Here is a 26,992-nt window from a genome sequence, read left to right as displayed (position 1 = left end):
TCTGTCCATGCAAATCGACCCCGCATCCTTCGCCTTCACACTGCTGATCGGTTTTCTGGCGGCCGTGCCCTATTCCGGCATCGACATCAATCTGCCGGCGCTGGCAGCGACCGGCGCGACGCTCGACGCGAGCGCGTCGGATGTCGGGCTGACCATGAGCGCCTTCATGCTCAGCCTCGCCACCGCGCCGCTGATCTACGGACCTATCTCCGACCGCCTGGGCCGCAAGCCGATTCTGGCATTCGGCCTCGTACTGTTCGTCGCAGCAAGCCTTGCCTGCGCGAAAGCGTCCTCGCTGCCGGTTCTGTTGCTGGGCCGCTTCGTCCAGGGCATCGGCGCCGCCGCCACCGCAACGACCTTTGCCATCATTCGCGATCTCTTCGACGGCAACGCCGCGCGAGGCAAGATCGCCAACGTCATGGTCACGGTCAATGTCGCGACCGTGATCGCACCGACGGCCGGCGCCGCCCTGCTGGCGATCGCCGGCTGGCGATCGATCTATGCCGCCCAGGCGGGGATCGGTCTCATGCTGCTGGTCGTGGTGATGTTTCGCTTCGCGGAGACTGCGACGACCGACCGCGCCGGCCGCCTGGGGCTTTCTGCTGTCATCGACAGCTACCGCCAGGTGCTGACGCATCCGGTGTCGTTGCCTTTCATCCTGGTCGGCGCCGCGGGCGGCGCGACCGTGTTTGCCTACGTCACCGGCGCCTCGCTGTTCTTCGTCGGCGCCATCGGACTGCGCCCGGAGCAATATGGCCTGATCTTCAGCGCATGCTCGGGGGCCGTCATGGTCGGCGCCTTTCTCGACGGCCAGCTCGGCCGGCGCGGCGTAGAGTCCGCCCGCATGCTCGCAACCGGGCTGACGCTGTCGGCCGCCGCCAGCACCGCCCTGCTCGCGATGACGTTGGCCGGGTGGATGCCCACGTCACTCGTGGTTGCGCTGCTGATGGCGGTCGCACTCGGCTTCGGGTTCAGCGTGCCGAACGTGATGAGCGCGACGATGCAGCGTCTCCCGGAGATCGCGGGCGCCGTCAGCGCCGCCGCCGGAAGCATTCAGCTCACCGCCGGCGCAATATCGAGCGGGCTGGTCGCACTTCGCTTCGACGGACGGACCGCGTTGTCGATGACCGCGGTGATGGCGGCAACCTCGCTGCTCGCTCTGGTTCTCTATCTGCTGGTCGCGCGCCCCGCCGAACGCCGCCTTCCGTCGCAGACGATCGATCCCGGCGTGGCGGTCCGAAGCCCCACGAAGTCCTGAGTTCGCCGGATCCGGCTGGCAGCCCGGCGCATCCGTCGGGTTGCGACCTGACTAGGCCAGTGAGGGATCGAACCTCCGCATGGCGGAACCAAAACCTGTTTGATTGTTCGACGATTTCAATCCGCATTTGGAACAAGCGGCGTGGGGCGCCCCGCCCTTATTCTCGCCGCCATCATCCTTCAGGAACGCGCGCAGGGGGCGGGCTCCTCCAGGGGGCAGTTCCCAAAGGTTCTGCGTGATCATCCGACGTTTAGTGCAACACGAAGTGATTGCGTCCCGCCGTGCGCTCCTTGGCGGGCTTGCGTCCTCAGCCTGCGTTGTCGCGCTGGGCGGATGCGCCAGCCTGGGTGCTACCGGCGCACGCTACGACGCTTCATCGCTCTCGGTCGACCCTACGTTGCTCGTCGTAACGACGCGTAAGCCAGTGAACGGCGGCCGGTCGAAGCCGTGGTTCGGGCCGGAGCGGGCTTCTACGATGACCGTCGCACGAGCGAAGCTTGTGGCGCCTGGTGACAGCCGTTTTTCTCTGGCTGCAGCGGGACTTGACGATTGGCGTCTTGATGGGGTCGAGCCGGTATCGGGCGATGTCGGCAGTCTTGTCGCGCAGGCCGGCGGCGGACCAGATGTCCTGATCTACGTGCACGGCTTCAAGCAGACGTTCGAGACAGCTGCGCTCGATGCTGCGCATCTCTCCGATGGCATCAGGTTCCGCGGCCAGACGATGGTATTCTCCTGGCCCTCGAAGGCTGGACTGTTCGACTACGCCTATGACCGCGACAGCGCAATGTGGTCCCGCGATGGCTTCGAACGCGTGCTGCAATCTGTCGTGACGAGTTCAAGCGCCGGCCGCGTCCACATCGTCGCGCACAGCATGGGAACCATGCTCACGCTCGAAAGCCTGCGCCAGCTCTATGCGCGATCCGGTGACGCCGTTGCGGGCAAGATCGGGGCCGTGGTGTTCGCCGCGCCGGACATCGACATGGACGTGTTCTCGTCGTCGATCAACCGCATCGGTCCGCTTTCGCGCAAGATCACCGTCATCGCCGCAACGAACGACCGCGCGCTGGCGTTGTCGGGGCAAATCGCCGGTGGGATGACACGGGTCGGCGCTGCCGAGAAGACCGCCATCGAAGGGCTCGGGGTGCGCGTGGTCGATGCGTCCGAGGCAGGCTGGGGCGTTATCAACCACGACCTGTTCCTGTCGAACGCGGAGGTGCGCCAGGTGATCCGCCGCTCGATTGATACCGTGGCCGCGTGAACCCGGCGTGGCGGAAACGATATCGCTGATAGAGAGGTATCTTGGGGCTAGCTCTGACATCCCGTTGACAGGTTCAATGCCTTGAACAGGCCATCGAAGACACCTGACCGGCAGGGCTTGACCTCCGCGACTGGCTTGGCGCGCTTGGCATTCGCAAATGCCTTGGACGTTTCCTGCACGGGCCGAGGTCTGGGCAGCATGACCGCGAATTTTCTCCCGCTTGCGGTGCGCTGGCGTGGCGCGATGATCTTCAAAGGCTCTGGCGCAACATTCGCCGTTTGATCCGGCGGAGGCATCGGTTCACTCAAGGAGACCGGCTGCGGAGGCGCTTCAAATTGCATGTGCATGTGCGGGGTCCCGAGCCGGTCTGCCGTCGTCAGCGTATCGGCTGAGACGCGTAACCCGACGGCCGCCTGAACGGGCGGCGCGTTCACGGGCTTGGTCATGCGCGGCGCCGTCTCAAGCTCCATCACCGCGAGTGTACTGAAGCCAACGAGGATGAGAGCCGCTTTCATCTGATTTCACGCTTCCCGAACGAGACGCCTCGTTCAAAGCCTGCCGAAAAATAAGCTCCCGAAAATCGGAGACCAATTGCAGAGATCCAATAAGGCGGCTTGGCGGCAGAACCGAACCAGCCGTCGCGGCGACGGGACAAGATCAGAGACAGGGTTAACGCGGGTCATGCGAACTGGCCCCTTATGCGGAGTGCTCGCTGTCGCCCACCGACTGGTACCTGAGGCCCCCCTCGAGCGCGCAATGTGCTAGTCTGAGCCGGCACTCAGCCCGGACGGTGCACCGTGACCGATGGTCGTCACCCGGCATGGACCGAGGAAAGCCGCTTTCGCGGTGCGCTCGACGATGTGATTATCATCCCACTTGTTGTTGTTGCGCTCGCCACGAACAAGATCCTGCGTTTCGTTCTTGCGATCTTGATGCGGATGCTTGACTACGCCTTCCCTTTTGCAATGCAGATTGTCTGGCTGCCGCTGTTCGCGGCCCGGGTTGTCGGCGATGTCATCGTAACTGTCATCAATGGCGCGGTGCGCTTGCTTCCCCTGTCCGCGTCGAAGCGTCGACAGTGGGGTAGATCGATTCGGCGAAACTGGTTGTGGTTCCGGCGGAAGATCAGCTATCGGGCGTTCGAACACGCTGTGCATGATGCCTTTGAAGGCGGCATGGCATGGGTGTTCAGAACATGCCGGCATCTCACGCCGAATGCCGCATTGCTCGTGATCCTGTGCGCGGTCCTTTGGCTGCCGATCTCTTTCGGTGCGGCAACGGCGATGCACGCGGTATTGTTTGCCAAGGTCACATCCTGGCCAGCCTGGATGCAACTCCTACATCCGCTCGCAACGGTCATCGCGAAGAGCAAGCTTCTGGTGCTACCGGTCTATCCGGCAGCCTGGCCGCAGGCCAGAAAACACCCGCTCGTTCAGCTCGTCTTCAAGGGCTACGACATCATCAAGCGCGTGCATGTGATCAGAAAAGTCGGCCTTCGCTATCGGCAGGCAGAGATCGCCGGGACCGCGGCGGTCGAGAGGCTCGAGCGCATTGCCGGCCTCACATCGGCGGTGCGGTGGTTGCGTGAGGCACATGTCGCAGAGCATCTCGGCGTCGAGAAGCCCACTCAGGAATTGCGTTCGTTCTTCGCGCGATGGTCCATCAAGTTCTCGGCCGAATATTACGAAGCGAAGGAACGGCAAGCCTCAGCGGTCCCATCATCAAACAGCAGCAAGCTGCGACCGCCGAGTTGATCGTCAATCGCCAACGACCTCACCGTGCCGCCGTCGCTGCCCGATCTCTCTTTAACAGGCAGCGGACTGCGCTATTTCCAAATGAAGCAAGGAATCGGCCATCCCTTTCCTTGTCTGCCGTTCGGCCATGAGCGGGTTGACCTAGAAATCCATACCGCCCATGCCTCCCATGCCGCCGCCACCCGCAGGCGCGCCGCCGCCGGCGTTCCTCTTCGGCACCTCGGCCACCATGGCTTCGGTGGTGATCAGGAGAGCCGCGACCGAGGCCGCGTTCTGGATCGCCACACGAACCACCTTGGTCGGGTCGATGATGCCTTTGGCGACCAAGTTGCCGTACTCACCCGTCTGTGAGTCGAAGCCGTAGGCGTACTGTTCCTTTTCCAGGATCTTGCCGACGATCACCGAGCCGTCTTCACCGGCGTTGATCGCGATCTGGCGAGCGGGAGCCGACAGCGCCTTGCGCACGATCTCGACGCCGGTCTTCTGGTCGTCGTTCTTGGTGCGCAGCCCCTTGAGATGTTCGGAGGCACGGAGCAGGGCGACGCCGCCGCCCGGGACGATGCCTTCCTCGACCGCCGCGCGGGTCGCATGCATCGCGTCATCGACGCGATCCTTGCGCTCCTTCACCTCGACCTCGGTCGCGCCGCCGACGCGGATCACCGCGACGCCGCCTGCGAGCTTGGCGAGACGCTCCTGGAGTTTCTCACGGTCGTAGTCCGAGGTGGTCTCCTCGATCTGCGCCTTGATCTGGGCCACGCGCGCCTCGATGTCGGCCTTCTTGCCGGCGCCGTTGACGATCGTGGTGTTCTCCTTGTCGATCATCACCTTCTTGGCGCGACCGAGCATGTTGAGCGTGACGTTCTCGAGCTTGATGCCGAGATCTTCCGAGATCGCCTGGCCGCCGGCCAGGATCGCGATGTCCTGCAGCATGGCCTTGCGGCGATCGCCGAAGCCCGGAGCCTTGACGGCCGCGACCTTCAGGCCGCCACGGAGGCGGTTCACGACCAGGGTGGCGAGCGCCTCGCCTTCCACGTCTTCGGCGATGATAACGAGCGGCTTGCCGCTCTGTACGACTGCTTCCAGGAGCGGCAGCAGTTCGTTCAGGCTGGAGAGCTTTTTCTCGTAGATCAGGATATAGGCGTCGTCCATTTCAACGCGCATCTTGTCGGCGTTGGTGACGAAGTAGGGCGAGATGTAGCCGCGGTCGAACTGCATGCCTTCGACGACTTCGAGCTCGGTCTCGAGCGATTTGGCTTCTTCAACCGTAATGACGCCCTCGTTGCCGACCTTCTTCATGGCGTCGGAGAGGAACTTGCCAATCTCCGCATCGCCGTTGGCCGAGATGGTGCCGACCTGGGCGATCTCCTCGTTCGAGGTGACCTTCTTGGAGTTCTTGACGAGGTCGGCGACGACGGCGTCCACTGCCAAGTCGATGCCGCGCTTGAGGTCCATCGGGTTCATGCCGGCGGCAACCGCCTTGGCGCCTTCCTTCACGATCGCAGCCGCGAGCACGGTGGCGGTGGTGGTGCCGTCGCCGGCCGCGTCCGCGGACTTCGAAGCGACTTCGCGCACCATCTGTGCGCCCATGTTCTCGAACTTCTCTTCGAGCTCGATCTCCTTGGCGACGGTGACGCCATCCTTGGTGATGCGGGGAGCGCCGAACGACTTGTCGAGGACAACGTTGCGGCCCTTCGGACCGAGCGTCACCTTTACCGCGTTGTTGAGAATTTCGACGCCGCGCAACATGCGGTCGCGGGCATCGACGCCGAATTTGACTTCTTTGGCTGACATGGCGATCTCCGTTTTCAACTGGTCAGATCCCAAAGGCCGCGCAACTGGCGAGCTCTTGAGGGATGAGATTTGAATTGCGGGCCTCATCCTTCGAGAACCCGGCTACGCCGAATCCTCAGGGTAAGGAAAACCGGCTGGCGCTTACGCGGCCTTCTTCTTGGTGGCCGGCAGATCCGTGAGGACGCCCATGATGTCGCTTTCCTTCATGATCAGCAGGTCGACGCCGTCGATCTTGACTTCAGTGCCGGACCACTTGCCGAACAGCACGCGGTCGCCGACCTTCAGGTCGATCGGAATCAGCTTGCCGGCTTCGTCGCGGCCACCGGGGCCGACGGCGACGACTTCGCCCTGGGAGGGCTTCTCCTTGGCGGTGTCCGGAATGATGATGCCACCGGCTGTCTTGTCTTCGGCCTCTATGCGCTTGACCACGACGCGGTCATGGAGCGGACGGAATTTCATGCGATCCTCCCTGGCTTTTGTGATTATTTCTGGATTGGCAGTCGTAATGAAGCACGTGCCGTAAACGAAGTCTTCCGCTTCCATCAAGACGTGAGGCTTCGTCTCAAAAATTGGCGGCGACCAGATCGTAAGACCCCCTGCTGCCGCGGACGTACACCCTGGCAGCGGCGGCACATATCACATCACGATTGGAATCGAATGCGTTCAGGAAACCGGATTCATTATTTGGGTGAGCGTCCGGTTGAAGTCGCCTCAGCGCGTCTTCCTCTATGAAGAACGATGCCTCTAACGCGCTATCGTATCCCCAAAAACGCACGGCGTGCCGCGTTCGGTCATATGAACGACTATAATTTGGAAACTCGATCATGGTTGGGTCCGATCAAGTTCGCACAACGGGAACAGATGCTGAAAGCGACCCGGCTGCGCTAAACCGTAAATGGCTACTCTGGAATCGGATTACAACTGCCCACGAAAATTAAGTGACGACCAGCCTCGTGATCTTCTTCGGGCTGTTGATCGTCGCTGCAATAAATTTTCAGTGGTAGTCCTCTCGGCTCACCCGCGCTATCGGCTCAAGCCAACAGCTAGTTGGCTCCGCTGAAATGACTCACTCGCTCAGCGCGGCGGCAGTTGATGCGATCCTGTCACAAGGTACGACAGTCACTCGTACTGCGCTCAGTCCTACAGGTGGTCAGCTTGTCTTCAGCGACCCGCGCGATCGTTGTGCGAAATTCGCGAACACCGTCCGGGTAACTGATCTCGAGTTTCTGGAAGATGTTCTGAGTGAATGGTGGCGAACAAAAACAGCAACGTCTCCAGCGGACAGCGCCATCGTTCTCCAAATGGGGCAACTATGACGTCGATTTGATAAGCAATATCAATTGGCTGGGGCGGGAGGGATCGAACCTCCGAATGGCGGAATCAAAATCCGCTGCCTTACCGCTTGGCTACGCCCCAACAGGCGACCAGGGAACGGGCGGAAGAACCGGCTACCGCAGATTCCCGCTGGTCGCAGCCGGTCTATAGGGAGCGGCGCGGCATTTCAACCGCCTGGAGGGGCAAAATACCTGAGGTCCAGGACCGGGGCCGGCGCTGGCCGTGCCACCCTTTATTATAGGCCCGGCGGCGGCGCCGTTCCGGGCCGGCGCAGTCCCGGCGTTCGGGCAGTTGAGACCTCCCCCGTTTCATGGGAATACGGCGCCAATACCTGTCCACGGGAGTGAGCCATGACCTACCGCGCGCCGATCTCAGACATGCTGCTGTCGCTCAACCATGGCGCCGGCCTCAAGGCTGCCGTGGAGGCCGGCCATTACGGCGATTTCGACGGCGACATCGTGAGCGCCGTGCTGGAGGAAGCCGGCAAGTTCGCAACCGACGTGCTGGCGCCGCTCAACCAGGTCGGCGACGAGCACGGCATCAAGCTCAGCGATGGCAAGGTCACGACTGCGCCGGGCTGGCCGGACGCCTACAAGCGCTGGACCGAGGGCGGCTGGAACGCGGTCTCCGGCCCCGAGGATTTCGGCGGCCAGGGCCTGCCGATCGCGATCAACGCCGCCTGCACCGAGATCTGGAGCGCCTCCAACGTCGCCTTCGGCCTCTGCCCGCTGCTCACGGCGTCAGCAATGGAGGCGCTGGATGCGCATGGCAGCGACGAGCTGAAAAAGATCTATCTGGAAAAGCTCGTCTCCGGCGAATGGACCGGCACGATGCAGCTCACCGAGCCGCAGGCCGGCTCCGACGTCGGCGCACTGCGCACCCGCGCCGAGAAGCAGGCCGACGGCACCTATCGCATCAAGGGGACGAAGATCTTCATCACCTATGGCGAGCACGACATGACCGACAACATCGTGCATTTCGTGCTGGCGCGCCTGCCCGATGCGCCCGCCGGCACCAAGGGGATCTCGCTGTTCCTCGTGCCGAAGTTCATGGTCAATGCCGACGGCTCGCTCGGCGCGCGCAATGACATCTATGCATCGGGCGTCGAGCACAAGCTCGGCATGCATGCTTCCCCCACCTGCACCATGACCATGGGCGATCATGGCGGCGCGATCGGCTTCCTCGTCGGCGAAGAGAACCAGGGCATGCGCTGCATGTTCACGATGATGAACCAGGCCCGCCTCGGCGTCGGGCTGGAGGGCGTCGGCGTCGCCGATCGCGCCTACCAGCAGGCGCTGGCGTATGCGCAGGAGCGCAAGCAGGGCCGCGCCATCGGCAAGACGGGCGACGGCTCGGACGCGATCTTCGTGCATCCCGACGTCAAGCGCATGCTGATGCGGATGCGGGCGCAGACTGCGGCCGCACGCACCATCTGCTATGCGACCGCGGTCGCGATCGACGTCTCCACGCGCGCCAAGGATCCGAAGGTCCGCGCGGACGCCGCCGCGCGCGCGGCGCTGCTGACGCCGATGGCCAAGGGCTATTCCACCGATATCGGCAACGAGGTCGCCTATCTCGGCGTGCAGGTGCACGGCGGCATGGGCTTCATCGAGGAGACCGGCGCCGCGCAGCATTATCGCGATGCGCGCATCACCGCGATCTACGAGGGCACCAACGGCATTCAAGCGATCGATCTCGTCACCCGCAAGCTCGCGGCCAATGGCGGCGCTGCGGTGTGGGCGCTGCTCGACGAGCTCTCGGCCACCGTGAAGCAGGTCGAAGCCTCCAACGATCCCGCTTTCGGCACCACAGGTATCAAGCTGCGCGAGGCGCTGGACGCGCTGACGCGCACCAGCAAGTGGCTGCTTGAACGCGTAGCATCTGCGCCGAACGAGGCGCTCGCCGGCGCGACGCCGTATCTGCAACAGTTCGGCTCGACGCTCGGCGGTTGCATGCTGGCCTCCGAGGCGCTCGCCGCCAAGTCCGACGGCAACACCGACGCCGCGCGCTACGTCTCGCTCGCGCGCTTCTTCGCCGAGAACATCACGGTGCAGGCCGGCGCGCTGGAGCGCACGGTGACGGAGAGCGCGGAGTCGGTCGCGGCGGCGGATGCGGTGTTGCTGGGGTAAGGGTGGCTACGAAGCTGCGAGCTTCGCCCTTCTCCCCGGCCGCCACAGCACGATTCCCGCCGCCACGAGATCCAGCATCACACATATCGCAAACGCGATCGTGTAGTTGCCGGTGAAGCTCCGCACGAGGCCGATGATGCCGGGGCCGAAGGCGCTGACGACGCCGCTGATCGACGTGCCCAGTCCCATTGCGGCGGCAAAGGCGGCAGCACCGATCTCGCGCTGGATGATCAAAGGCGGGAACGTGATCATGTTGCCGATCGAGAAGCCGTAGACGGCGCAGCAGACGAGCAGCACGGTCGGGTTCGTGCTTTGGAGAAGCACGAACAGCGCCGCCGCCTGGCTCGTCATCGACGCCGCGCAGGCGAGCCGCGGATCGAGCCGGTCGACGAACAGGCCGAGCGACAGGCGGCCGACCACCGCCATCGCCGCCATGATGGTGACCGCAAGGCCTGCGGCATAACGCCCGATCAGCGGCTCGAGGAACGTCACCTGGTGGATGATGAATCCCATCTGTGCCAGCAGGGCGATCGCGATCGGCAGCACCATGGTCCAGAACGCCGCGTTGGCGAGCAGCGTCTTGCGGGAATGGGCCGGCGCGGCCATGCCAGCGGACGAGCGGCCGCCCGATGCCGGCGATATCTGCGTCGGCCAGCCGATGAAAATGACGACCACCGGCAGCACCAGCACCACCATCGCCATCGTGGCGGCAAGCATGGCGGACTGGAAGCCGATGCTGCCGGTCAGCGACAACAACAGCGGAACGAGGACGATGCCGCCGCAGGTCGCGCCGTTGAAGGCGAGGCTGAGCGCGAGCCCGCGGCGCCGTTCGAACCAGGCGTTCAGCACGGTGGCGATCACCACGGTGCCCATGCCGGTCCAGCCGACCGACATCAGCGCATAGGCGAGATAAAGCTGCCAGGGCGTCTGCATCAGCGCCAGCAGCACGGTCGAGGCGCCGAGCGCCGACAGGCCGCTCAGGATCAGCGCGCGCAGCCCGATGCGGGCGAGCAGATCGTCGGTGAAGATGACGAGCACGGAGGTGAGGAGAAACGAGAAGGTGCTCGCCGCGGAGACCAGCGTGCCCGGCCAGCCATGGGCGCGCTGGAGTTCGGCGAGATAGACGCCCTGGCCATAGAGGCCGAAGCCGAACATGAAGAAGGCCATCAGGAAACAGGCCAGCACGACGCGCCAGCCGCGATAACGCAGCGAGGATTCGTCAACGCCCGCTGCGGCAATCATCAATCGAGCAATCGGCCAAATGGAACGGCATTGGGCAATCGTGCCCTACAACCCCCGGTTTTTCAAATGAAACATTGTAGCCATTTGTTGCAATGCGCAACTGCATGTGCGAAGCAATACAACCGGCATGATCCGGTGCGGTGCGGTTCCCGATCAGAAAAACGACAGCGCGCCATGCGGCGGACTCACGGGGACGTTCTCGAAAAGGTCGAGCGGGCGGATTGGCACGCCTGCAAGATGATGTAGGCTGAGGCTTGCGAGACTCGCCAAGGCAAGCGTCGCGGCGACCGCAGGGGGCTCTCATGCCGAATGGCAATATCGTCGTCACCGAAGAGCGCGGAACGCGCGTCATCACCCTGCGCCGCCCGAGCAAGAAGAACGCGATCACGCAGGACATGTATCGCGAGATGAGCCGCGCGATCGACACCGCGCAGAACAATCCCGACATCCGCTGCATGATCATCACCGGCGGCTCCGGCGTGTTCACCGCCGGCGACGACATCGACGACTTCTTGCAGGCCGAACCGAATTCCGAGACGCTGTCGGACGGCGCAAAATTTCTCTATTCGCTCGCCCTCAACGTCAAGCCGATCATCGCGGCCGTCGATGGCGCCTCGATCGGCATGGGCACCGTGATGCTGTTTCATTGCGACTACGTGCTCGCCTCGAACGCCGCAACCTTCTCCGCGCCCTATATCCATCTCGGGCTCGTTCCGGTCGGCGCGGCCAGCCTCCTGATGCCGAACACGATGGGCTACCAGCGCGCCTTCGCGATGCTGGTGATGGGGCGGACTTTCACCGCCGCGGAGGCGCACGCGGCAGGCTTCGTCAACACCGTGGTCTCGCCGGGACATACCGAGGTCGAGGCGCGCAAGGTGGCGCGCGATATCTGCCGGCTGCCGGCCGAGGCGGTCGCGGCCTCGCGCAAGCTGCTGCGCGCCGCGCCCGAGGAGCTCACCCGCCGCATCGACCAGGAGGCCCATCTGTTCGGCGAGCGGTTGAAGTCGGACGAGGCGATTGCCGCGTTCAAGGCGTTTGCAAACCGGAAGAAGAGGTAGGGCGGTCTTCCCCTCTCTCCTCGAACTCACATCTAACCTCGCGGAGACAACCCCTCATCCGGCGCTTCGCGCCACCTTCTCCCGCAAGGGGAGAAGGAAGAAAGCTTCGTGAAATCTTCGCGCGGAACGACTAATCTGGCTCCATGCGACATTTTCTCCGCCTGACCGTCCTTACACTCGCTCTCGCCACCCTCCCCGCCTCGGCCCAGACCGCCGCGCCCGTCGAGCTGCGCATTCTCGCGATCAACGATTTCCACGGCAATCTGCGTCCGCCGCCGGGCGGCATCCGGATCGGGGATCCCGAGGACAAGAGCAAGAAGGTGACGGTCGCGGCCGGCGGCGCGGAGTACATGGCGACGCTGGTCAAGCAGCTGCGCGAGGGGCACACAAACACGATCTTCGTTGCCGCCGGCGACCTGATCGGCGCGAGCCCGTTCCTGTCGGCAATGTTTCACGACGAGCCCTCGGTCGAGGCGCTCTCGATGATGGGACTTGCGATCACCTCGGTCGGCAATCACGAGTTCGACGAGGGCAAGACCGAGCTCTTGCGGATGCAGAACGGCGGTTGTCATCCGGTCGATGGCTGCCAGGGGCCGCATCCCTTCATGGGCGCCAAATTCCATTATCTCGCGGCTTCCACGGTCGAGACCGCGACCGGCAAGAGCGTGCTGCCGCCCTACGAGATCAGGGAGTTCGAGGGCATCCCCGTCGCCTTCATCGGCCTGACCTTGAAAGAGACCGCGGGCATCGTCTCGCCCTCAGGCATTGCCGGGCTCGAATTCCGCGACGAGGCCGAGACGGTGAACGCGCTGGTGCCGCAGCTGAAGGCGCGTGGCGTCGAGGCGATCGTGGTGTTGATCCACCAGGGTGGCGAGCCCTCGGGCGACTACAATGAATGCCCTGCCATTACGGGGCCGATCGTCGACATCGTCAAGAAATTCGACCGCGCCGTCGACGTCGTCGTCAGCGGCCACACCCACCGCGCCTATGTCTGCGACATCGACGGGCGGCTCGTCACCAGCGGCGACAAATACGGCACGCTGGTCACCGCGATCGACCTCAAGCTCGATCCCGTAACCCGCGACATCGTCAGCGCCAAAGCCGAGAACGTCATCGTTGCCAATGCCTCGCTGGCGAAGGATCCCGAACAGACCGCCCTGATCGAAGCCTATGACAAGCTGTCGGCACCGATTGCGAATCGCCCGGCCGGATCGGTGACGCAGACGCTGTCGCGCGTGCCGAACGAGGCCGGCGAGAGCGCGCTCGGCGACGTCATCGCGGACGCGCAGCTCGCCGCGACGAAGGACGCCAAGGATGGCAGCGCTGTCATCGCGCTCACCAATCCCGGCGGCATCCGCACCGACATTGTTCCGAAGGAGAACGGCGCGGTGTCGTTCGGCGAACTGTTCGCGAGCCAGCCGTTCCGCAATCGCCTCGTTACGATGACGCTCAGGGGCAGCCAGCTCAAGGACATGCTGGAGCAGCAATGGCTCGATCCGAAGCGCCCGCGGATTCTCCAGGTCTCGAACGGATTCAGCTACACCTGGGATGCGACGAAACCGTTCGGCGAGCGAATCAGCCTTGAGAAGATGACGCTCAACGGCAAGCCGATCGAGCCCGGGAGCGGCTACCGCGTCACCGTCAACGATTACCTCGCCGTCGGCGGCGACGGTTTTACGGCCGCCAAACAAGGCACAGCGCAGCAATATGGCGCCTACGATGCGGACGCGCTGTTCGCCTTCTTCAGGGCACACGGACCGATCGGTCCGCTGCCGCCCACGCGCATCCTGCGCGTGAATTGATCCGGATCAAACGGACTTGTCCGGAACCACCCTTTGCCATCCCCGCCCAAGCGCTTAGATTGCGTTTTGCATTTGCGTTTTGGCTCGGGATGCGCCAAGCGACGTCAAGAGCCCGTTCCCTGTGAGGCCGACCTGATGAGCACGCTTCTCCTCTCCCACAAGGCCTGCCTCGACCACGTCACGCCGCCAGGACACCCTGAAAGGCCCGACCGCCTGCGGGCGGTGGAGGAAGCGCTGTCGCAGGAACGCTTCCAGTTCCTGGCGCGCGACCTGGCACCGGAAGGCGATCTCGATCTCGTGACGCTGTGCCACAACGAGCATTACGTCACCGAGCTGCGCCACATCGCGCCGACCAGCGGTCAGGTCTATATCGACGGCGACACCTCGATGTCACCAGGCACGTGGGAAGCGGTGATGCGCGGCGTCGGCGGCGCGGTGGCTGCGACCGAAGCGGTGATGAATGGCGAGCATCGCAACGCCTTCGTCGCGGTGCGCCCGCCCGGACATCACGCCGAGATCGGCAAGCCGATGGGCTTCTGCTTCTTCGACAATGCCGCGATCGCCGCGCGTCATGCGCAGCGCAAATACGGCATCCAGCGCGCCGCCATCGTCGATTTCGACGTGCATCACGGCAACGGCACGCAGGACATCTTCTGGTCCGATCAGACCGTGATGTACTGCTCGACGCATCAGATGCCGCTGTTTCCGGGTACCGGCGCGAAGGGCGAGCGCGGCGACCACGACACCATCGTCAATGCGCCGCTCGCTTCCGAAGACGGCGGACCAGAATTCCGCGCCGCGTTCGAGCAACTGATCCTGCCGCGCCTCGAAAAATTCAGCCCCGAGCTTCTCGTCATCTCCGCGGGCTTCGATGCGCATTACCGCGATCCGCTGGCCTCGCTGAATTTGCGCGCGGAGGACTACACCTGGGTCACGCGCAAGCTGATGGACCTTGCCGACAAGTCCGCAGGGGGCCGCATTGTTTCGGTGCTCGAGGGCGGCTATGACCTGCAAGGATTGAAAGAATCTGTTACGGCGCATGTCGGCGCCCTGATGGGCGCTTGACGCACCCGCCACATTACGCCCGCAAAACTGCGCTTTTTCTCACGTGAAGCGGGCAATCGGAAACGGATATGGCCGAAAATACCCAAGTCGACGTCTCCAGGCTCACCTTCGAACGCGCCATCGAGGAGCTCGAAACCATCGTGAAGCGGCTCGAGGACGGCAAGGTGCCGCTCGAGGAATCCGTGACGATCTACGAGCGCGGCGAGGCGCTGAAGCGCCGCTGCGAGGAATTGCTGCGCCAAGCCGAGGCACGCGTCGACAAGATCACCACCGATGCCAGCGGCCAGGCCACCGGCACCGCACCGCTCGACGTGCAGTAAGGTCCCCGTTTCAAGCCGCCCGCCTCAAGCATCGGCCATCTGCAGTTTTTCATGATCGCACGCCGCTGTTTGGGCTTACAGCCCTCGGCGGCCAGGCACTGACATCGAAGAGTTCCCCCGGCCAGGGCCTCTCGGGCTCGCGAATCTGGCCAAAACGGCCTTCCTCTCGCCCAAAATGCAGGCGAGGAACCGGGCAAGACTGGAACCCATCCGCCGGCGCCAGGATTAACCAAGCTGGCCCGCGGGTTGCAGGTGCATACCCCTAAACGACCCTGCGGGTTGGCTTTGGCCCAAGCTTTGGTGTAAAGCTGCGCGGAGTGTGGCTTTTTGCAAGCCTTGCGTGGGCACAAATTACCGACGACAAGCGCTTCAAACTGCTAATGAAATTGGCTGGGACGGACGAAGCCGATCTAAGTGACAGGGATCACAGGGACTGAACCGGAGCGCACCTAAGCTCACCTAAGCTTGAAGACGGGGCCGTGCCCCATGCAGGTGGCTCCGACGGTTTAAGGACTCGCGCTGCGCCGATATTGTGCAAACCCATCGCGCACCGGAACGATCTTCCGGCGCTGACAAATTGGAAATCGCCGTGAACGCATACAGTAAAACGCCGCTTCTCGACACCATCCATACGCCGGATGACCTGCGCAAGCTCAAGATCGAGCAGGTTCGCCAGGTCGCCGACGAGCTGCGGCAAGAGACCATCGATGCCGTCTCGGTGACCGGCGGTCACTTCGGCGCCGGCCTCGGCGTGGTCGAGCTCACCACCGCGATCCACTATGTCTTCGACACGCCGCGCGACCGGCTGATCTGGGACGTCGGCCATCAGGCCTATCCGCACAAGATCCTCACCGGCCGGCGCGACCGCATCCGCACGCTGCGCACCGGCGGCGGCCTGTCCGGCTTCACCAAGCGCAGCGAGAGCGATTACGATCCGTTCGGCGCGGCGCATTCCTCGACCTCGATTTCCGCCGGCCTCGGCATGGCGGTCGCGCGCGACCTTTCCGGCGGCAAGAACAACGTTATCGCCGTCATCGGTGACGGCGCGATGTCAGCCGGCATGGCCTATGAAGCCATGAACAACGCCGGCGCCATGAACTCGCGCCTTATCGTGATCCTCAACGACAACGACATGTCGATCGCGCCGCCGGTCGGCGCCATGAGTGCCTATCTGTCGCGCCTCTACTCCGGCAAGACCTATCGCACGCTGCGCGATGCGGCCAAGCAGATCAACAAGCGCCTGCCCAAGATCATCGCCAACCGCGCCAACCGCGTCGAGGAATATTCGCGCGGCTTCATGATGGACGGCGGCACGCTGTTCGAGGAGCTCGGCTTCTATTACGTCGGCCCGATCGATGGTCATAACCTCGACCATCTGCTGCCCGTGCTGAAGAACGTGCGCGACATGGAGACCGGCCCGATCCTGGTCCACGTCGTGACGCAGAAGGGCAAGGGCTACGGCCCGGCGGAAGCGTCCGCCGACAAGTATCACGCGGTCGTCAAGTTCGACGTCGCGACCGGCACCCAGGCCAAGGCCAAGCCGAATGCGCCGGCCTACCAGAACGTGTTCGGCCAGAGCCTCGTCAAGGAAGCGCAGAAGGACGACAAGATCGTCGCCATCACCGCGGCGATGCCGTCCGGTACCGGCGTCGACATCTTCAACAAGGCCTTCCCGGACCGCACCTTCGACGTCGGCATCGCCGAGCAGCACGCGGTGACGTTCGCCGCCGGTCTTGCGAGCGAGGGCTACAAGCCGTTCTGCGCGATCTACTCGACCTTCCTGCAGCGCGGCTACGACCAGATCGTGCATGACGTCGCGATCCAGAACCTGCCCGTCCGCTTCGCCATCGACCGCGCCGGCCTCGTCGGCGCCGACGGCGCGACGCATGCCGGCTCGTTCGACAACGCCTATCTCGGCTGCCTGCCGAACATGGTGATCATGGCCGCGGCCGACGAAGCCGAGCTCGTGCACATGGTGGCGACCCAGGTCGCGATCGACGACCGTCCGAGCTCGCTGCGCTATCCGCGCGGCGAAGGCCGCGGCATCGAGATGCCCGAAGTCGGCGTTCCGCTCGAGGTCGGCAAGGGCCGCATGATTCGCCAGGGCAGCAAGATCGCCTTGCTCTCCTTCGGTACGCGCCTCGCCGAATGCGAGAAGGCGGCCGACGAACTCGCCGCCCACGGCCTCTCCACCTCGATCGCCGATGCGCGCTTCATGAAGCCGCTCGACACCGAGCTGGTTCTCAAGCTCGCCCGCGACCACGAGATCCTGATCACGATCGAGGAAGGTTCGGTCGGCGGCTTCGGCTCGCATGTCGCGCAGTACCTGACCGATCAGGGCGCGCTCGACGGCGGCATGGTCAAGTTCCGCTCGATGGTGCTGCCCGACGTGTTCCAGGACCACGACACGCCGGCCGCGATGTACGGCCGTGCCGGTCTCGACGCCAAGGGCATCGTCGCCAAGGTGTTCGAGGCGCTGGGCAAGGACGTCAAGACCGAGACGGTCAAGCTCGCCTGACGGCGAGCTTCGACCTTCGCGAACCAGCGCGACCTTCATGAAAATCTATCTGGCAGGGCCCGACGTGTTCCTGCCGGATGCGGTTGAGATCGGCCGGCAAAAGGCCGTGATCTGCGCTGCGCATGGGCTCACCGGCCTCTATCCCCTCGACAACGCCATCGATCTCACCTCGCCCGACGCCTCGCGGCAGATCTTTTGCGGCAACGAGGCGATGATGGACGAAGCCGATGCCATCATCGCCAACCTCACCCCGTTCCGCGGTGCCGGCGCCGACCCCGGCACCGTCTACGAGCTCGGCTACATGGCCGGCCGCCGCAAGTTTTGCCTGGCCTATTCCAACGACGGCGCCATCTATGCCGACCGCGTCGGCCGCTTCATTGACGTGACCTCCGAGGACGGACGGCTGGTCGATGCACAGGGGCTGACGGTCGAGGATTTTGGCCTCGTCGACAACCTCATGATGATCCATGCGCTGGAGCTGCACGGCTGCCCGCTGGTGACGCCGGCGCAGATGCCGATCGACGTCTGGCACGATCTGGCCGCGTTCGAGACTTGCGTCCGGATGGCGGCCGCGCGATTGATCGCTACATAGACGCTTCGACGCTTCAGTCGCCTCCGGAGATCCGATGTCCCCTGCCCGCAAGCGTGCGGATGTTCTGCTGGTCGAACGCGGCTTGTTCGAGAGCCGGGCGCGGGCGCGCGCGGCGATCGAGGCCGGGCTCGTCACCGCCGACGACAAGCAGGTCGCCAAACCCTCGGAGACGATCGCCGAGGACGCGGTGATCCAGGCCGAGCCTGCGCATCCCTATGTCTCGCGCGGCGGCGTCAAGCTCGCAGGCGCGCTGGAGCGCTACCCCATCGAGATCGAGGACCATGTCTGCCTCGATGTCGGCGCCTCCACCGGCGGTTTCACCGAGGTGCTGCTGGCGAACGGCGCCAGCCTGGTGTTCGCCATCGATGTCGGCACCAGCCAGTTGCATCCCTCGCTGCGCAACCATCCCAAGATCGTGTCGATGGAGGAGACCGACATCCGCAGCTACGACGGCAAACGGTTGCCAGCGCGGCCCGACGTCGTCGTCATCGACGTCAGCTTCATCTCGCTCAAGACGGTGCTGCCCGTGGCGCTGTCACTGGCAGCGGCGCCGATGAGCCTGCTGGCACTGATCAAGCCGCAGTTCGAGGCCGATCGAAAGCACAACAAGAAGGGCATCATCCGCGACGCCGCCGTGCATCAGCAGATCTGCGACGACATCGCGGTCTTCGCCGCCTCGCTCGGCTGCACCGACATCGAGGTGTTCCCCTCCCCGATCACGGGCGGTGACGGCAATATCGAATTCTTCCTGGGCGCGCGCCGTGGTTGAGCGCGTGAGGATCGATCACGTCGGCCATCGCGGCGACGGCGTCTCGCTCGCTGCGGGCGATGCCGTCTATGTGCCCTACACGCTTGGCGGCGAAACCGTTGAGGTCGACCACGTCGCCGGCAACCATCCCGACCGCCGCAAGCTGCTCGCGGTCGATGTCGCCAGCCCCGATCGCATCGCGCCGTTCTGTCCGCATTTCGGCATCTGCGGCGGCTGCGCCATCCAGCACTGGGCGGCTGAGCCGTACCACGCCTGGAAGCGCGGCATCGTGGCCGAGACGCTGGCCCAGGCCGGAATCGACTGCGAGGTGGCGCCGCTGGTCGATGCCCATGGGGCCGGCCGCAGGCGCGTCACGCTGCACGGCCGGTTCGGCACGCATGACGTCCTCAAGGTCGGATTCTCGGCCGCTAGCTCGCACGACGTCATCCCGATCCATCGCTGCCCGATCCTCGATCCCGGGCTCGAGGGTGCGCTCGATGCCGCCTGGGCGCTTGCCGAATCCCTGACGTCCAGAATGGCGGTGACGAAGCCGCTGGACATCCAGGTCACCGCGACCGCCAACGGCCTCGATGTCGACGTGCGCGGCTCTGGTCCGCTGCCGACGCCGCTGGTCACGGCGCTTTCGCGCGTCGCCGAGCAGCATCGGCTGGCGCGGCTGACGCGGCACGGCGAGCTGGTGCTGCAACGCCTGCCTCCGACGGTGCGAATGGGCCGCGCCGAGGTGACACTGCCGCCCGGCTCGTTCCTGCAGGCAACGGTCGCGGGCGAGGAGACGCTGGCGTCGCTCGTCGCCGAGCGCGTCGGCAAGGCCAAGGAGGTTCTCGACCTCTTCTGCGGCGTCGGCCCGTTTGCCTTGAGGCTCGCCGAGAAGGCGCGCGTCACCGCCTATGACAACGACGCCGGCGCCGTCGCGGCGCTTGTGAAGGCTGCGCGCACACCCGGGCTGAAGCCGATCAAGGCCGAACCGCGCGACCTGTTCCGCCGCCCGCTGGTGCCGCCGGAGCTGCGCGACTTCGACGCCGTGGTGTTCGACCCGCCGCGCCAGGGCGCGCAGGCGCAGGCGCTGAAACTCGCTGCGAGCAAGGTCCCCGTCGTGATCGCGGTGTCCTGCAACGCCGCAACCTTCGCTCGCGACGCCCGGCTCCTCATCGACGGCGGCTACAGGATCGAGACCGTGGTCCCGGTCGATCAGTTCCGCCACACGCCGCATGTGGAATTGGTGGCGCGGTTCACGCGCTGACGCGCTACCTGCCGCTCACCGTCCGAACCCTTCCAGACTGCTATGCCGACGGTTCGAATTGCGGCTGCCATCGCAGCAGGTAGGACTGCAGCGAGCGCACCGCGATCGCCAACAGGATTCCGACGAACATCATGACGAAGATGGCGACCATCATCTCGCTGGCATTGGCGCGCGCCTCGGCTTCGATGATGAGCTTGCCGAGCCCGCGCTCGGCGCCGATGAATTCGCCGACGATGACGCCGATCAGCGCGAAAGACACGGCCGGCAACAGCGACGCGAACACCCAGGCCAGTGCGGAGGGGATTACCACCGTGCGCAGCACGGTGAGTTCGCTGGCGCCGAGCAGACGGGCGGCAGCGATCTGGTCGCGGTCGACCGCACGCGTTCCCTCGAAGGTGTTGAAGAACACCACGAAGAACACGACGAGCCAGGCAGTGGCGATCTTGGAGAGATCGCCGAGGCCGAAGATCAGGATGACGAGCGGCACCAGCGCGATGCGCGGTATCGAGTTGAGCGCCACGACATAGGGCCCGAACACGCGGGCAAGGAAGTCCGAACGGCCGAGGACCAGGCCGGCCGCGATTCCGCTCGCGGACCCGAAAAGAAACCCCCACCAGGTGTTCTTCAGCGTGACGAGCGTGGCGAGCCACAGATTGTTGTCGTTGCCGTTGATGCAGGCGGCGAAGCCGGCGGGATCGGCAAAGCAGCCAAGCCGCAGGAAGCTCTGCCAGATCAACGACGGCTTGGCGACGAAATACGGATCGAGGATTTTCGGCACATAGGCCTTCGGCAACAGCGCCTTGCTCCATTCGAAGCCCCACTGCCAGACGACGAGAACCACCACGAGAATGGCCACTTGCCAGAACAGGACGGCGCTACGGCTGTTGGACATGATCATTCGGCCCTGGTGCGGCGGAATTCTTCGCCGAGGGAATGCCAGATGTGAGAGTAGAGGCGGCCGAATTCGGCGGTCTCGCGCACGTCCACGGGATCGCGCGGCCGCGGGATGGCGACGTCGAAATCTTCCTTGAGCCTCCCGGGCCGCGCCGAGAGCAGGATGATGCGGCTCGCCAAGGTCAAGGCCTCGCCGAGATCGTGGGTCACGAACAGCACGGTCTGCCGCTCGCGTTCCCATATCTCCAGCAGCGTCTTGTGCATCTCGAGCTTGGTGTGGGTGTCGAGCGCGCCGAACGGCTCGTCCATCAGCAGGATCTCGGGCTCCATGATCAGCGTGCGCATCAAGGCGACGCGCTGGCGCATGCCGCCGGACAGCGTGCTGGGGAAGCTCTGTGCAAAGCCGGAGAGCCCGGCCTTCTCGACGGCCGAAGCGACACGCCCGGCGCGCTCGGCCTTTCGCAGCCCCGCGATCTCCAGCCCATAGCCGATGTTCCGCTCCACGGTTCGCCAGGGAAACAGCGTGTCGCGCTGGAAGACATAGCCGACCCTGGGGTTGACCTTGCCGGGCTCAACCGCGTCCTCATCGATCAGGATGCGTCCGCCCGAGCGGGGCAATAGCCCCGCGACCATGTTGAGGATGGTGCTCTTGCCGCAGCCGGACGGACCGAGCAGCGCGACGAACTCGCCCTGCTTGACCTCGAAGGAAACGTCATCGACCGCCACGAACTCGCGGCCGGACGCGTTGAAACGCTTGGCGAGACCTCGCACCGCGATGCGGGTTCGCGCCTCCGCTCTCTCAACCTCGTCTCGCGCGAGCGCGAATCCCGGGCCTGGCGCAGCGATCATTTGTATTTCGCCCTCGCCGCCTGGAGGAAGCTGATGTCGACGACATCCTCGTATTTCGTCTCGGGAATATCCGTTCCCTTGCGGTACCAGGGCTTGGCGCCGCGTTCGAACGAGGACGTGTCGATGACGCCGTCATAGGCCCAGGTCGATTTGTCGAAGCCGAGCTCGGCGCTGACCGCATCGGGGTCGATGCCCGAGAAATATTTCGGCGTGACCAGTGCCTGCACGTCCGCCAGCGGCGTCGCCTTCACGAAAGCCATCGCGCGGTGGATCGCGTTCACATAGGCCTGCACCATCGCCTTGTCCTGCTCGACCGTGTCCTGGAGCGTGTAGATCACGAGCACGGGCAGCGTCCCGCCGAAATCCTTCTCGAATACGCCGGGCTTGGAGGTGTCGTAGATCGTCCTGCCAAAGCCCTTCTTCTCGACCTCGACGATCCAGCTTGGCGGCGCCATGATGGCGTCGAACTGCTTGGTCTGCAGCGACGGAAACATCGTGTTGGGTCCGCCGCCGGCGACCCAGTTCACCCTGTCGCCGAGCCCGCGCGTTTCGAACACATAGGTGCCGAACACCCAGGTGCCCGACCCGATCGCGGTGGCCGCGACGATCGGCTTGGCGCCGTCAGGCCGTTTATGCTCGGCGAGCTTCTCGACCGAATTGATACCGCCGTCGTAAAGGTCCTGCCGGACCACGATGTTGGCGTAGGAGCACACCATCTCGGTCGCGAGCAGGATCTTGCAGGGCTTGCCGCGCGCACTGAGCTGGAGCGGATGGCTGGCATCGCCATGCGCGAACAGGGCTTGTCCCGCCGCCAGCGTCTGACGGCCGAACGTGCCGGCGTTACCGGTGACGAGCTTGGAGTCGAGACCTTCGTCCCTGAAGTAACCCTTCAGCTCGGCAATCATGCCGATGGCGTAGACCGGCGACACCGGCCCGAAGGCGAGCGATACCTGCTTGGTCTCGGCGCGGAGCTGCCCGGGCAGGATCGATGCGCCGGCCAATGTGGAGCCCGCGATCAGCGCCTGGCGCCTGGTGATGTTCATCTGCTCCTCCCTTGATTCTTGTTTGATCGATCCGTTCGTCAGGACGGCTCAGGCGCGATCCGGATGGTTCCTGCCTTTCGCAGCGCTTCGATTTCGCTCGACGAAACGCCGATCTCGCTCAGGATCTCGCGCGTCTGCTCGCCGATCTGCGGCGGATCGTAGCGGTTGGGCAGGCGGCGGCCGTCGATGGAGATCGGCAACAGCGGCGTTTTTGCCTCGCCGCCATCAGGCAGGTGAATGTTGGTCAGCCCGCCCGACTGGTTCAGATGCGGGTCGTCGAAGAGATCGCCGGGCTTGTTCACCGGCGCGTAGGGCAGATCGAGCTGCTCGAGGCGTGCCGCGAGATCGGCCTTGTCCCATTGCTTGAAGATCTTCGCGATCTCCGGGATCAGCCAGCCGCGATGGTCGACACGGTCGTTGCTCGTCGCGAAGCGCGGATCGGCAAGCCAGGATTCGCGATCGAAGGCGCGGCAGAACGCCTCCCACTGCTCTTCGCCGACGATGGTGACGAACAGCTTCGAGCCGTCCCTGGTGTCGAAGAGATCGTAGACCGGCCAGGGGCTGTCCTTGATCGAATAGGGGATCGAGGGCTGGCCGCTGACCACCTCGCACATCATGGCCTGCGCCATCAGGAACACGTTGTTCTCGTAGAGCGCGCTCTGGATGTAGCGACCGCGGCCGGTACGCTGCCGCTCGGCCAGCGCAGCCTGGATCGCGATCACGCCGAACATGCCGCCCATGATGTCGTTGACCGAGGCGCCGGCGCGCATCGGCCGGTCCGGCAGGCCGGTCATGTAGGCAAGGCCGCCCATCATCTGCACGACCTCGTCGAGCGCGAGGCGATTCTCGTAGGGGCCGGGCAAATAGCCCTTGAGCGAGCAGTAGATCAGGCGTGGCGCAAAAGCGGCAACCGACTCGTAGTCGAGACCGATCCGCTTCAGCAGACCGGGTCGGAAATTCTCGATCAGGACGTCGCTGCTCTCGATCAGCCGCCGCGCGATGGTCTGGCCTTCCGCGGTCGACGTATCCAGCGCAATGCTGCGCTTGTTGCGGCTGTAGGTGGCGAAGAAGCCGGCAGCCGGTCCCTTGAAATAGCGGGTGCGGTCGCCCTTGGGCGGCTCGACCTTGATCACGTCGGCGCCGAGATCGGCGAGGATCAAACCGCAGCTCGGCCCCATCACCATCTGGCTGAACTCGATGACACGAAGGCCGGCCAGCGGACGCAGCTCCGTTGCCGCCTCGGGCGCCGCCGCCGTCATGCCGCCCTCCGCAGCACCTTGGGAATGCCGGCCTCGTGCAGGTGCCCGGTCAGATGTTGTGCCGGGATATGGCGGGCCAGAATCTCGCGCGTTTGCATCAGGCGATCGAGGTCGATGCCGGTCGAAAGTCCCATGCGCTCCAGCATGAACACGAGATCCTCGGTGACGATGTTGCCGCGGGCACCTGGCGCGAAAGGACAGCCGCCAAGTCCTGATACCGCGGCGTCGAAACGCCGGATGCCGGCTTCGAGGCCGGCGACGGCATTGGCGAGGCCCGCACCGAGCGTGTCGTGCAGATGCAGCCGCAGCGTCATCTGCGATCCGACTTCGCGCCTGACGGCTTCGACGATCTGCCTGATCAGTTTCGGGGTGGCATAGCCGACGGTGTCGGCGAGCCCGATCTCGTCGGCACCGGCCTCGGCAAAGGCGCGCGCGACCCGGCACACGGCGGCTTCGCTCACCTCGCCTTCCAGCGAGCAGCCGAAGGAGGTGGCGATCGCGCCCATCAGATGCGGCCGCCGGCCCGCCGGACAGGCGTCGATCGCGGCACGGACCGCGCGAAACCCGTCGAGCTGCTCTTCGATCGAGCGGCGCACATTGGCGCGGTTGTGCGTCTCGCTGGCGGAGATGACGAAGTAGATGGCGTCGACACCGGCGGCGATGGCGCGCTCGGCGCCCTTCACGTTCGGCACAAGTGCACCGATGGTCGCGGTCCTGTGCGCGAGCGCGTGCGCCATCACCGCGTCGACATCGGCGAATTGCGGCACGACCTTTGGCGGCACGAAGGATCCCGCGTCGATCTCGCGCATGCCGGCGGCGGCGATCGTATCGATCAGCGCGCATTTGGCTTCGGTGGGAACGAACACGTCCAGGTTTTGCAGCCCATCGCGGGGGCCGACCTCGCAAATCAGGACATCCGGCGCATGCGCCATCAGGCTCTCCCTGGTTCGATTGTATATTATTGCGTAAAAGAACAATCCGTGGGACAGTCTGTCAAGCTCAAAATCCGCGTGCACTGCAATGACCGCCTCCGACAATTCCCGACCGCCCGCTTCAAGCAAAGGCGGTTCCGAGCGCGCCGAGCACCTCGCCGGGCTGATCATGGCGCTCGCCCGACGCGAAGGCATGAAGGCTGGCGATCGCTTGATCGAACAAAGGCTTGCCGACGCGCTCGATCTTTCACGCGCGCCGATCCGGCTCGGCCTCAAGGCTCTGGAAGCGGCAGGGCTCGCACGCGGCGAGCCGCATCGCGGGTTCGTGCTGGCCAAGCATCCGACCAGCGGCGCAGCCCAGCCGGCCCTCGCGGCGGTCAGGCGCAGCGAGCAGGTTTATACGTCCATCGCAGGCGACGTGCTCGCAAGCCGGCTGCCGGCTGACGTCACCGAGGCGGAGCTGATGCGCCGCTATGGCCTCAGCCGGGCCGAGTTGCAGCGGCTGCTTGACCGGATCGCTGCCGAGGGCTGGATTGCACGCCTGCCGGGCTATGGCTGGCGCTTCGCGGAGACGGTCTCGAACCCCGAAGCTCACGCCAAGGCCATGGCGTTTCGCGCGGTGATCGAACCTGCGGCAATCGCGCAGCCCGGCTTTGCGCTGCCGCAGGAGGTGATTGCACGCTTGCGCGAGCGTCAGCTGCGCGTGTTCGAAGGCGAGCTCGAGAAGATGACGATCGGCGAGGTCTTTCTTTCCGGTTGCGAATTCCATGAGGAGATCATTCGCGGCGCCGGCAATCCCTTCTTTCTTGAATCGCTCAGGCGCGTGAATTCGATCAGACGCCTGTTCGCCTATCGCAGCTTCGCCGACCGCGACGGCATGCGGCGGCACGTGCGCGAGCATTTGCGCCTGCTCGAGGTTCTGGAAACGCGGCGTTACGCCGAAGCGGCAGAGCTGATGGCGAAGCACCTGCAACGCCCGCTGGTGGCGGGCTTGTCGTAGGCCAACGCGGCCGCGGTCAAGCGGGCGGCGAAACGGACGCGTGACCGCTCAACGCCGCAAGCCGCCCAACGCCGGCGACTCGCCGGGCAGCATTGACGAATTGATGTCGCTGTCCATGCGTCCCGATTGCTGCTGGGTGAAACCGGCGCCGAACGACAGGCTGAGGTTGGAGGTCGGCTTGAACTCGACACCCGCGAAAGCGCCGTAGCCGGGCGAGGCGCTGGAGGTGAGCGGGGCGAGCGAGCTGCCGATGCCGCCATTGTATTTCAACGTGTCGAAACCGGCAAAGAACGTGACGGGCATGCCGCCCGCGGTCTTGTAGTTGTAACCGAACTGCGTGCCATCATAAGAGAGCGCGCTGAAATTGCCGGCTGGCGCAGGCTGGCTGAGGCCGCCCAGGCCTAGATTGCCGCGTTCGCTTCCGACGAAGAAACCGGGACGAAAATCATAGCCTGCGTTGGCATCGCCACCCTTGAAGCTCGGAAAATTGCCGTAGCCATCGGAGCTCTGGCTGGCGCTGCCGCCAAAGCCGAAAGGCCCGCCCGGGATCCAATATTGCAGGGGCGCGACTTGCGCATGAGCCGGCGCTCCGCCGAGGCAGAGCACCACGAAGAGAGTTGCGAGACCGCAGGAACGTGCAAGGCTGGACATTCAGGTAACCGTCAAAAAGAGCGGAAATTATATGCCGGGGATCACGCGAATACCAGTGACGCGATGCCGGTGGTCGCGCCATCGAGTTCCAAAATTACGTTATCCTGACGTGTTGAACCTCCTGCGCGACGGATTGACCCACATAGAGGACGCGCGAACGCGAGCCGTCGCTTCGATCCTGATCGGCCGGGGCAGTCCGGCAAGACGCAATTGCGCAGACCTTTGAAAATGCC

At 64.6% G+C, this 26,992-nt stretch carries 24 protein-coding genes and 1 tRNA gene; 13 read left to right on the top strand and 12 right to left on the bottom strand.

What is annotated here, in order from left to right; genetic code table 11:
- The first annotated feature begins 7 nt into the window (after positions 1 to 7).
- A complete protein-coding gene (locus ABIA90_RS24325) occupies positions 8 to 1,258 on the top strand; it encodes a Bcr/CflA family efflux MFS transporter (protein WP_354119878.1) in 1,251 nt (416 codons plus the stop codon).
- A 235-nt stretch (positions 1,259 to 1,493) separates the two neighbouring features.
- A complete protein-coding gene (locus ABIA90_RS24320; RefSeq protein ID WP_166105597.1) occupies positions 1,494 to 2,516 on the top strand; it encodes an alpha/beta hydrolase in 1,023 nt (340 codons plus the stop codon).
- Between the two features lie 47 nt (positions 2,517 to 2,563).
- Here ABIA90_RS24320 and ABIA90_RS24315 read toward each other — a convergent pair whose 3' ends face one another.
- Complete coding sequence (locus ABIA90_RS24315) at positions 2,564 to 3,031, bottom strand: hypothetical protein (protein ID WP_354119879.1); 468 nt, start codon at positions 3,029 to 3,031, stop codon at positions 2,564 to 2,566.
- A 282-nt stretch (positions 3,032 to 3,313) separates the two neighbouring features.
- Here ABIA90_RS24315 and ABIA90_RS24310 point away from each other — a divergent pair, with 282 nt between their 5' ends.
- Complete coding sequence (locus ABIA90_RS24310; protein WP_354119880.1) at positions 3,314 to 4,270, top strand: hypothetical protein; 957 nt, start codon at positions 3,314 to 3,316, stop codon at positions 4,268 to 4,270.
- A 141-nt stretch (positions 4,271 to 4,411) separates the two neighbouring features.
- On the opposite strand, the gene groL is transcribed toward ABIA90_RS24310, so the two are convergent.
- The 4 genes from groL to ABIA90_RS24290 all read right to left on the bottom strand — a co-directional run bounded on the left by groL (position 4,412) and on the right by ABIA90_RS24290 (position 7,477).
- Positions 4,412 to 6,061: a chaperonin GroEL gene (gene groL / locus ABIA90_RS24305; protein WP_071917644.1), complete on the bottom strand. Its 1,650-nt coding sequence runs from the start codon at positions 6,059 to 6,061 to the stop codon at positions 4,412 to 4,414.
- 141 nt (positions 6,062 to 6,202) lie between these two features.
- Complete coding sequence (locus tag ABIA90_RS24300; RefSeq protein WP_354119881.1) at positions 6,203 to 6,520, bottom strand: co-chaperone GroES; 318 nt, start codon at positions 6,518 to 6,520, stop codon at positions 6,203 to 6,205.
- Between the two features lie 103 nt (positions 6,521 to 6,623).
- Entirely contained in the window at positions 6,624 to 6,887 is a 264-nt protein-coding gene (locus ABIA90_RS24295) for a DUF1488 family protein (RefSeq protein WP_247314081.1), read from the bottom strand.
- 515 nt (positions 6,888 to 7,402) lie between these two features.
- Positions 7,403 to 7,477, bottom strand: a tRNA-Gln gene (locus ABIA90_RS24290).
- 269 nt (positions 7,478 to 7,746) lie between these two features.
- Here ABIA90_RS24290 and ABIA90_RS24285 point away from each other — a divergent pair.
- The gene (locus tag ABIA90_RS24285; RefSeq protein WP_354119882.1) at positions 7,747 to 9,525 is read left to right on the top strand and encodes an acyl-CoA dehydrogenase family protein; all 1,779 of its coding nucleotides are present in this window, start codon (positions 7,747 to 7,749) and stop codon (positions 9,523 to 9,525) included.
- A gap of 6 nt (positions 9,526 to 9,531) precedes the next feature.
- Here the strand turns inward: ABIA90_RS24285 and ABIA90_RS24280 are convergent, their stop codons facing one another.
- Positions 9,532 to 10,767: an MFS transporter gene (locus ABIA90_RS24280; protein ID WP_354119883.1), complete on the bottom strand. Its 1,236-nt coding sequence runs from the start codon at positions 10,765 to 10,767 to the stop codon at positions 9,532 to 9,534.
- Between the two features lie 302 nt (positions 10,768 to 11,069).
- On the opposite strand from ABIA90_RS24280, the gene ABIA90_RS24275 reads away from it, so the two are divergent.
- The 8 genes from ABIA90_RS24275 (at position 11,070) to ABIA90_RS24240 (ending at position 20,131) form a co-directional block, all read left to right on the top strand.
- Positions 11,070 to 11,825 carry an enoyl-CoA hydratase-related protein gene (locus tag ABIA90_RS24275; protein ID WP_166088224.1) on the top strand — a complete coding sequence of 252 codons (756 nt, stop codon included), beginning with the start codon at positions 11,070 to 11,072 and terminating at the stop codon, positions 11,823 to 11,825.
- A 143-nt stretch (positions 11,826 to 11,968) separates the two neighbouring features.
- The gene (locus tag ABIA90_RS24270) at positions 11,969 to 13,627 is read left to right on the top strand and encodes a bifunctional metallophosphatase/5'-nucleotidase (protein ID WP_354119884.1); all 1,659 of its coding nucleotides are present in this window, start codon (positions 11,969 to 11,971) and stop codon (positions 13,625 to 13,627) included.
- A gap of 135 nt (positions 13,628 to 13,762) precedes the next feature.
- Entirely contained in the window at positions 13,763 to 14,692 is a 930-nt protein-coding gene (locus ABIA90_RS24265) for a histone deacetylase family protein (RefSeq protein WP_085401274.1), read from the top strand.
- A gap of 68 nt (positions 14,693 to 14,760) precedes the next feature.
- Positions 14,761 to 15,012 carry an exodeoxyribonuclease VII small subunit gene (locus tag ABIA90_RS24260; protein WP_008132970.1) on the top strand — a complete coding sequence of 84 codons (252 nt, stop codon included), beginning with the start codon at positions 14,761 to 14,763 and terminating at the stop codon, positions 15,010 to 15,012.
- A gap of 589 nt (positions 15,013 to 15,601) precedes the next feature.
- Complete coding sequence (dxs, locus tag ABIA90_RS24255) at positions 15,602 to 17,530, top strand: 1-deoxy-D-xylulose-5-phosphate synthase (protein ID WP_028148183.1); 1,929 nt, start codon at positions 15,602 to 15,604, stop codon at positions 17,528 to 17,530.
- Between the two features lie 37 nt (positions 17,531 to 17,567).
- Complete coding sequence (locus ABIA90_RS24250) at positions 17,568 to 18,122, top strand: nucleoside 2-deoxyribosyltransferase (RefSeq protein WP_354119885.1); 555 nt, start codon at positions 17,568 to 17,570, stop codon at positions 18,120 to 18,122.
- 34 nt (positions 18,123 to 18,156) lie between these two features.
- Entirely contained in the window at positions 18,157 to 18,891 is a 735-nt protein-coding gene (locus ABIA90_RS24245; protein ID WP_354119886.1) for a TlyA family RNA methyltransferase, read from the top strand.
- Positions 18,884 to 20,131: a class I SAM-dependent RNA methyltransferase gene (locus tag ABIA90_RS24240; protein WP_354119887.1), complete on the top strand. Its 1,248-nt coding sequence runs from the start codon at positions 18,884 to 18,886 to the stop codon at positions 20,129 to 20,131. Before ABIA90_RS24245 ends, ABIA90_RS24240 begins: the two co-directional genes overlap by 8 nt.
- Before the next feature lie 40 nt (positions 20,132 to 20,171).
- On the opposite strand, the gene ABIA90_RS24235 is transcribed toward ABIA90_RS24240, so the two are convergent.
- Genes ABIA90_RS24235 through ABIA90_RS24215 form a run of 5 tightly spaced genes read right to left on the bottom strand, consistent with a single transcriptional unit; the run spans position 20,172 to position 25,108 of the window.
- Positions 20,172 to 21,023, bottom strand: coding sequence for an ABC transporter permease (locus ABIA90_RS24235; protein ID WP_063986589.1), 852 nt, complete (start codon positions 21,021 to 21,023; stop codon positions 20,172 to 20,174).
- A 2-nt stretch (positions 21,024 to 21,025) separates the two neighbouring features.
- Positions 21,026 to 21,874 carry an ABC transporter ATP-binding protein gene (locus ABIA90_RS24230; protein WP_354119888.1) on the bottom strand — a complete coding sequence of 283 codons (849 nt, stop codon included), beginning with the start codon at positions 21,872 to 21,874 and terminating at the stop codon, positions 21,026 to 21,028.
- Entirely contained in the window at positions 21,871 to 22,917 is a 1,047-nt protein-coding gene (locus tag ABIA90_RS24225) for an ABC transporter substrate-binding protein (protein WP_354119889.1), read from the bottom strand. The genes ABIA90_RS24230 and ABIA90_RS24225 overlap by 4 nt, the downstream gene beginning before the upstream one ends.
- Positions 22,918 to 22,955: 38 nt before the next feature.
- Entirely contained in the window at positions 22,956 to 24,176 is a 1,221-nt protein-coding gene (locus ABIA90_RS24220; protein ID WP_354119890.1) for a CaiB/BaiF CoA transferase family protein, read from the bottom strand.
- Positions 24,173 to 25,108 (bottom strand): hydroxymethylglutaryl-CoA lyase, encoded by a 936-nt coding sequence (locus ABIA90_RS24215; protein ID WP_354119891.1) that lies wholly within the window; start codon positions 25,106 to 25,108, stop codon positions 24,173 to 24,175. Before ABIA90_RS24215 ends, ABIA90_RS24220 begins: the two co-directional genes overlap by 4 nt.
- An 88-nt stretch (positions 25,109 to 25,196) precedes the next feature.
- Here ABIA90_RS24215 and ABIA90_RS24210 point away from each other — a divergent pair, with 88 nt between their 5' ends.
- Positions 25,197 to 26,108: a GntR family transcriptional regulator gene (locus ABIA90_RS24210; protein ID WP_081369470.1), complete on the top strand. Its 912-nt coding sequence runs from the start codon at positions 25,197 to 25,199 to the stop codon at positions 26,106 to 26,108.
- Positions 26,109 to 26,156: 48 nt separating this feature from the next.
- Here the strand turns inward: ABIA90_RS24210 and ABIA90_RS24205 are convergent, their stop codons facing one another.
- Positions 26,157 to 26,759, bottom strand: a complete 603-nt coding sequence (locus tag ABIA90_RS24205) for a hypothetical protein (RefSeq protein WP_354119892.1) — start codon at positions 26,757 to 26,759, stop codon at positions 26,157 to 26,159.
- Between the last annotated feature and the right edge of the window lie 233 nt (positions 26,760 to 26,992).

The organism is Bradyrhizobium sp. LA6.8, from assembly GCF_040547935.1.
Lineage (GTDB): Bacteria > Pseudomonadota > Alphaproteobacteria > Rhizobiales > Xanthobacteraceae > Bradyrhizobium > Bradyrhizobium barranii.
This window is presented reverse-complemented; position numbering and strand designations above follow the sequence as displayed.

Bases quoted from the DNA above. Each gene is read 5' to 3' on its own strand.
- ABIA90_RS24325 (WP_354119878.1), top strand. From the start codon at position 8: ATGCAAATCGACCCCGCATCCTTCGCCTTCACACTGCTGATCGGTTTT.
- ABIA90_RS24315 (WP_354119879.1), bottom strand. From the start codon at position 3,031: ATGAAAGCGGCTCTCATCCTCGTTGGCTTCAGTACACTCGCGGTGATG.
- groL (WP_071917644.1), bottom strand. From the start codon at position 6,061: ATGTCAGCCAAAGAAGTCAAATTCGGCGTCGATGCCCGCGACCGCATG.
- ABIA90_RS24300 (WP_354119881.1), bottom strand. From the start codon at position 6,520: ATGAAATTCCGTCCGCTCCATGACCGCGTCGTGGTCAAGCGCATAGAG.
- ABIA90_RS24295 (WP_247314081.1), bottom strand. From the start codon at position 6,887: ATGATCGAGTTTCCAAATTATAGTCGTTCATATGACCGAACGCGGCAC.
- ABIA90_RS24285 (WP_354119882.1), top strand. From the start codon at position 7,747: ATGACCTACCGCGCGCCGATCTCAGACATGCTGCTGTCGCTCAACCAT.
- ABIA90_RS24280 (WP_354119883.1), bottom strand. From the start codon at position 10,767: ATGATTGCCGCAGCGGGCGTTGACGAATCCTCGCTGCGTTATCGCGGC.
- ABIA90_RS24275 (WP_166088224.1), top strand. From the start codon at position 11,070: ATGCCGAATGGCAATATCGTCGTCACCGAAGAGCGCGGAACGCGCGTC.
- ABIA90_RS24270 (WP_354119884.1), top strand. From the start codon at position 11,969: ATGCGACATTTTCTCCGCCTGACCGTCCTTACACTCGCTCTCGCCACC.
- ABIA90_RS24265 (WP_085401274.1), top strand. From the start codon at position 13,763: ATGAGCACGCTTCTCCTCTCCCACAAGGCCTGCCTCGACCACGTCACG.
- ABIA90_RS24260 (WP_008132970.1), top strand. From the start codon at position 14,761: ATGGCCGAAAATACCCAAGTCGACGTCTCCAGGCTCACCTTCGAACGC.
- ABIA90_RS24250 (WP_354119885.1), top strand. From the start codon at position 17,568: ATGAAAATCTATCTGGCAGGGCCCGACGTGTTCCTGCCGGATGCGGTT.
- ABIA90_RS24245 (WP_354119886.1), top strand. From the start codon at position 18,157: ATGTCCCCTGCCCGCAAGCGTGCGGATGTTCTGCTGGTCGAACGCGGC.
- ABIA90_RS24235 (WP_063986589.1), bottom strand. From the start codon at position 21,023: ATGTCCAACAGCCGTAGCGCCGTCCTGTTCTGGCAAGTGGCCATTCTC.
- ABIA90_RS24230 (WP_354119888.1), bottom strand. From the start codon at position 21,874: ATGATCGCTGCGCCAGGCCCGGGATTCGCGCTCGCGCGAGACGAGGTT.
- ABIA90_RS24225 (WP_354119889.1), bottom strand. From the start codon at position 22,917: ATGAACATCACCAGGCGCCAGGCGCTGATCGCGGGCTCCACATTGGCC.
- ABIA90_RS24220 (WP_354119890.1), bottom strand. From the start codon at position 24,176: ATGACGGCGGCGGCGCCCGAGGCGGCAACGGAGCTGCGTCCGCTGGCC.
- ABIA90_RS24215 (WP_354119891.1), bottom strand. From the start codon at position 25,108: ATGGCGCATGCGCCGGATGTCCTGATTTGCGAGGTCGGCCCCCGCGAT.
- ABIA90_RS24210 (WP_081369470.1), top strand. From the start codon at position 25,197: ATGACCGCCTCCGACAATTCCCGACCGCCCGCTTCAAGCAAAGGCGGT.
- ABIA90_RS24205 (WP_354119892.1), bottom strand. From the start codon at position 26,759: ATGTCCAGCCTTGCACGTTCCTGCGGTCTCGCAACTCTCTTCGTGGTG.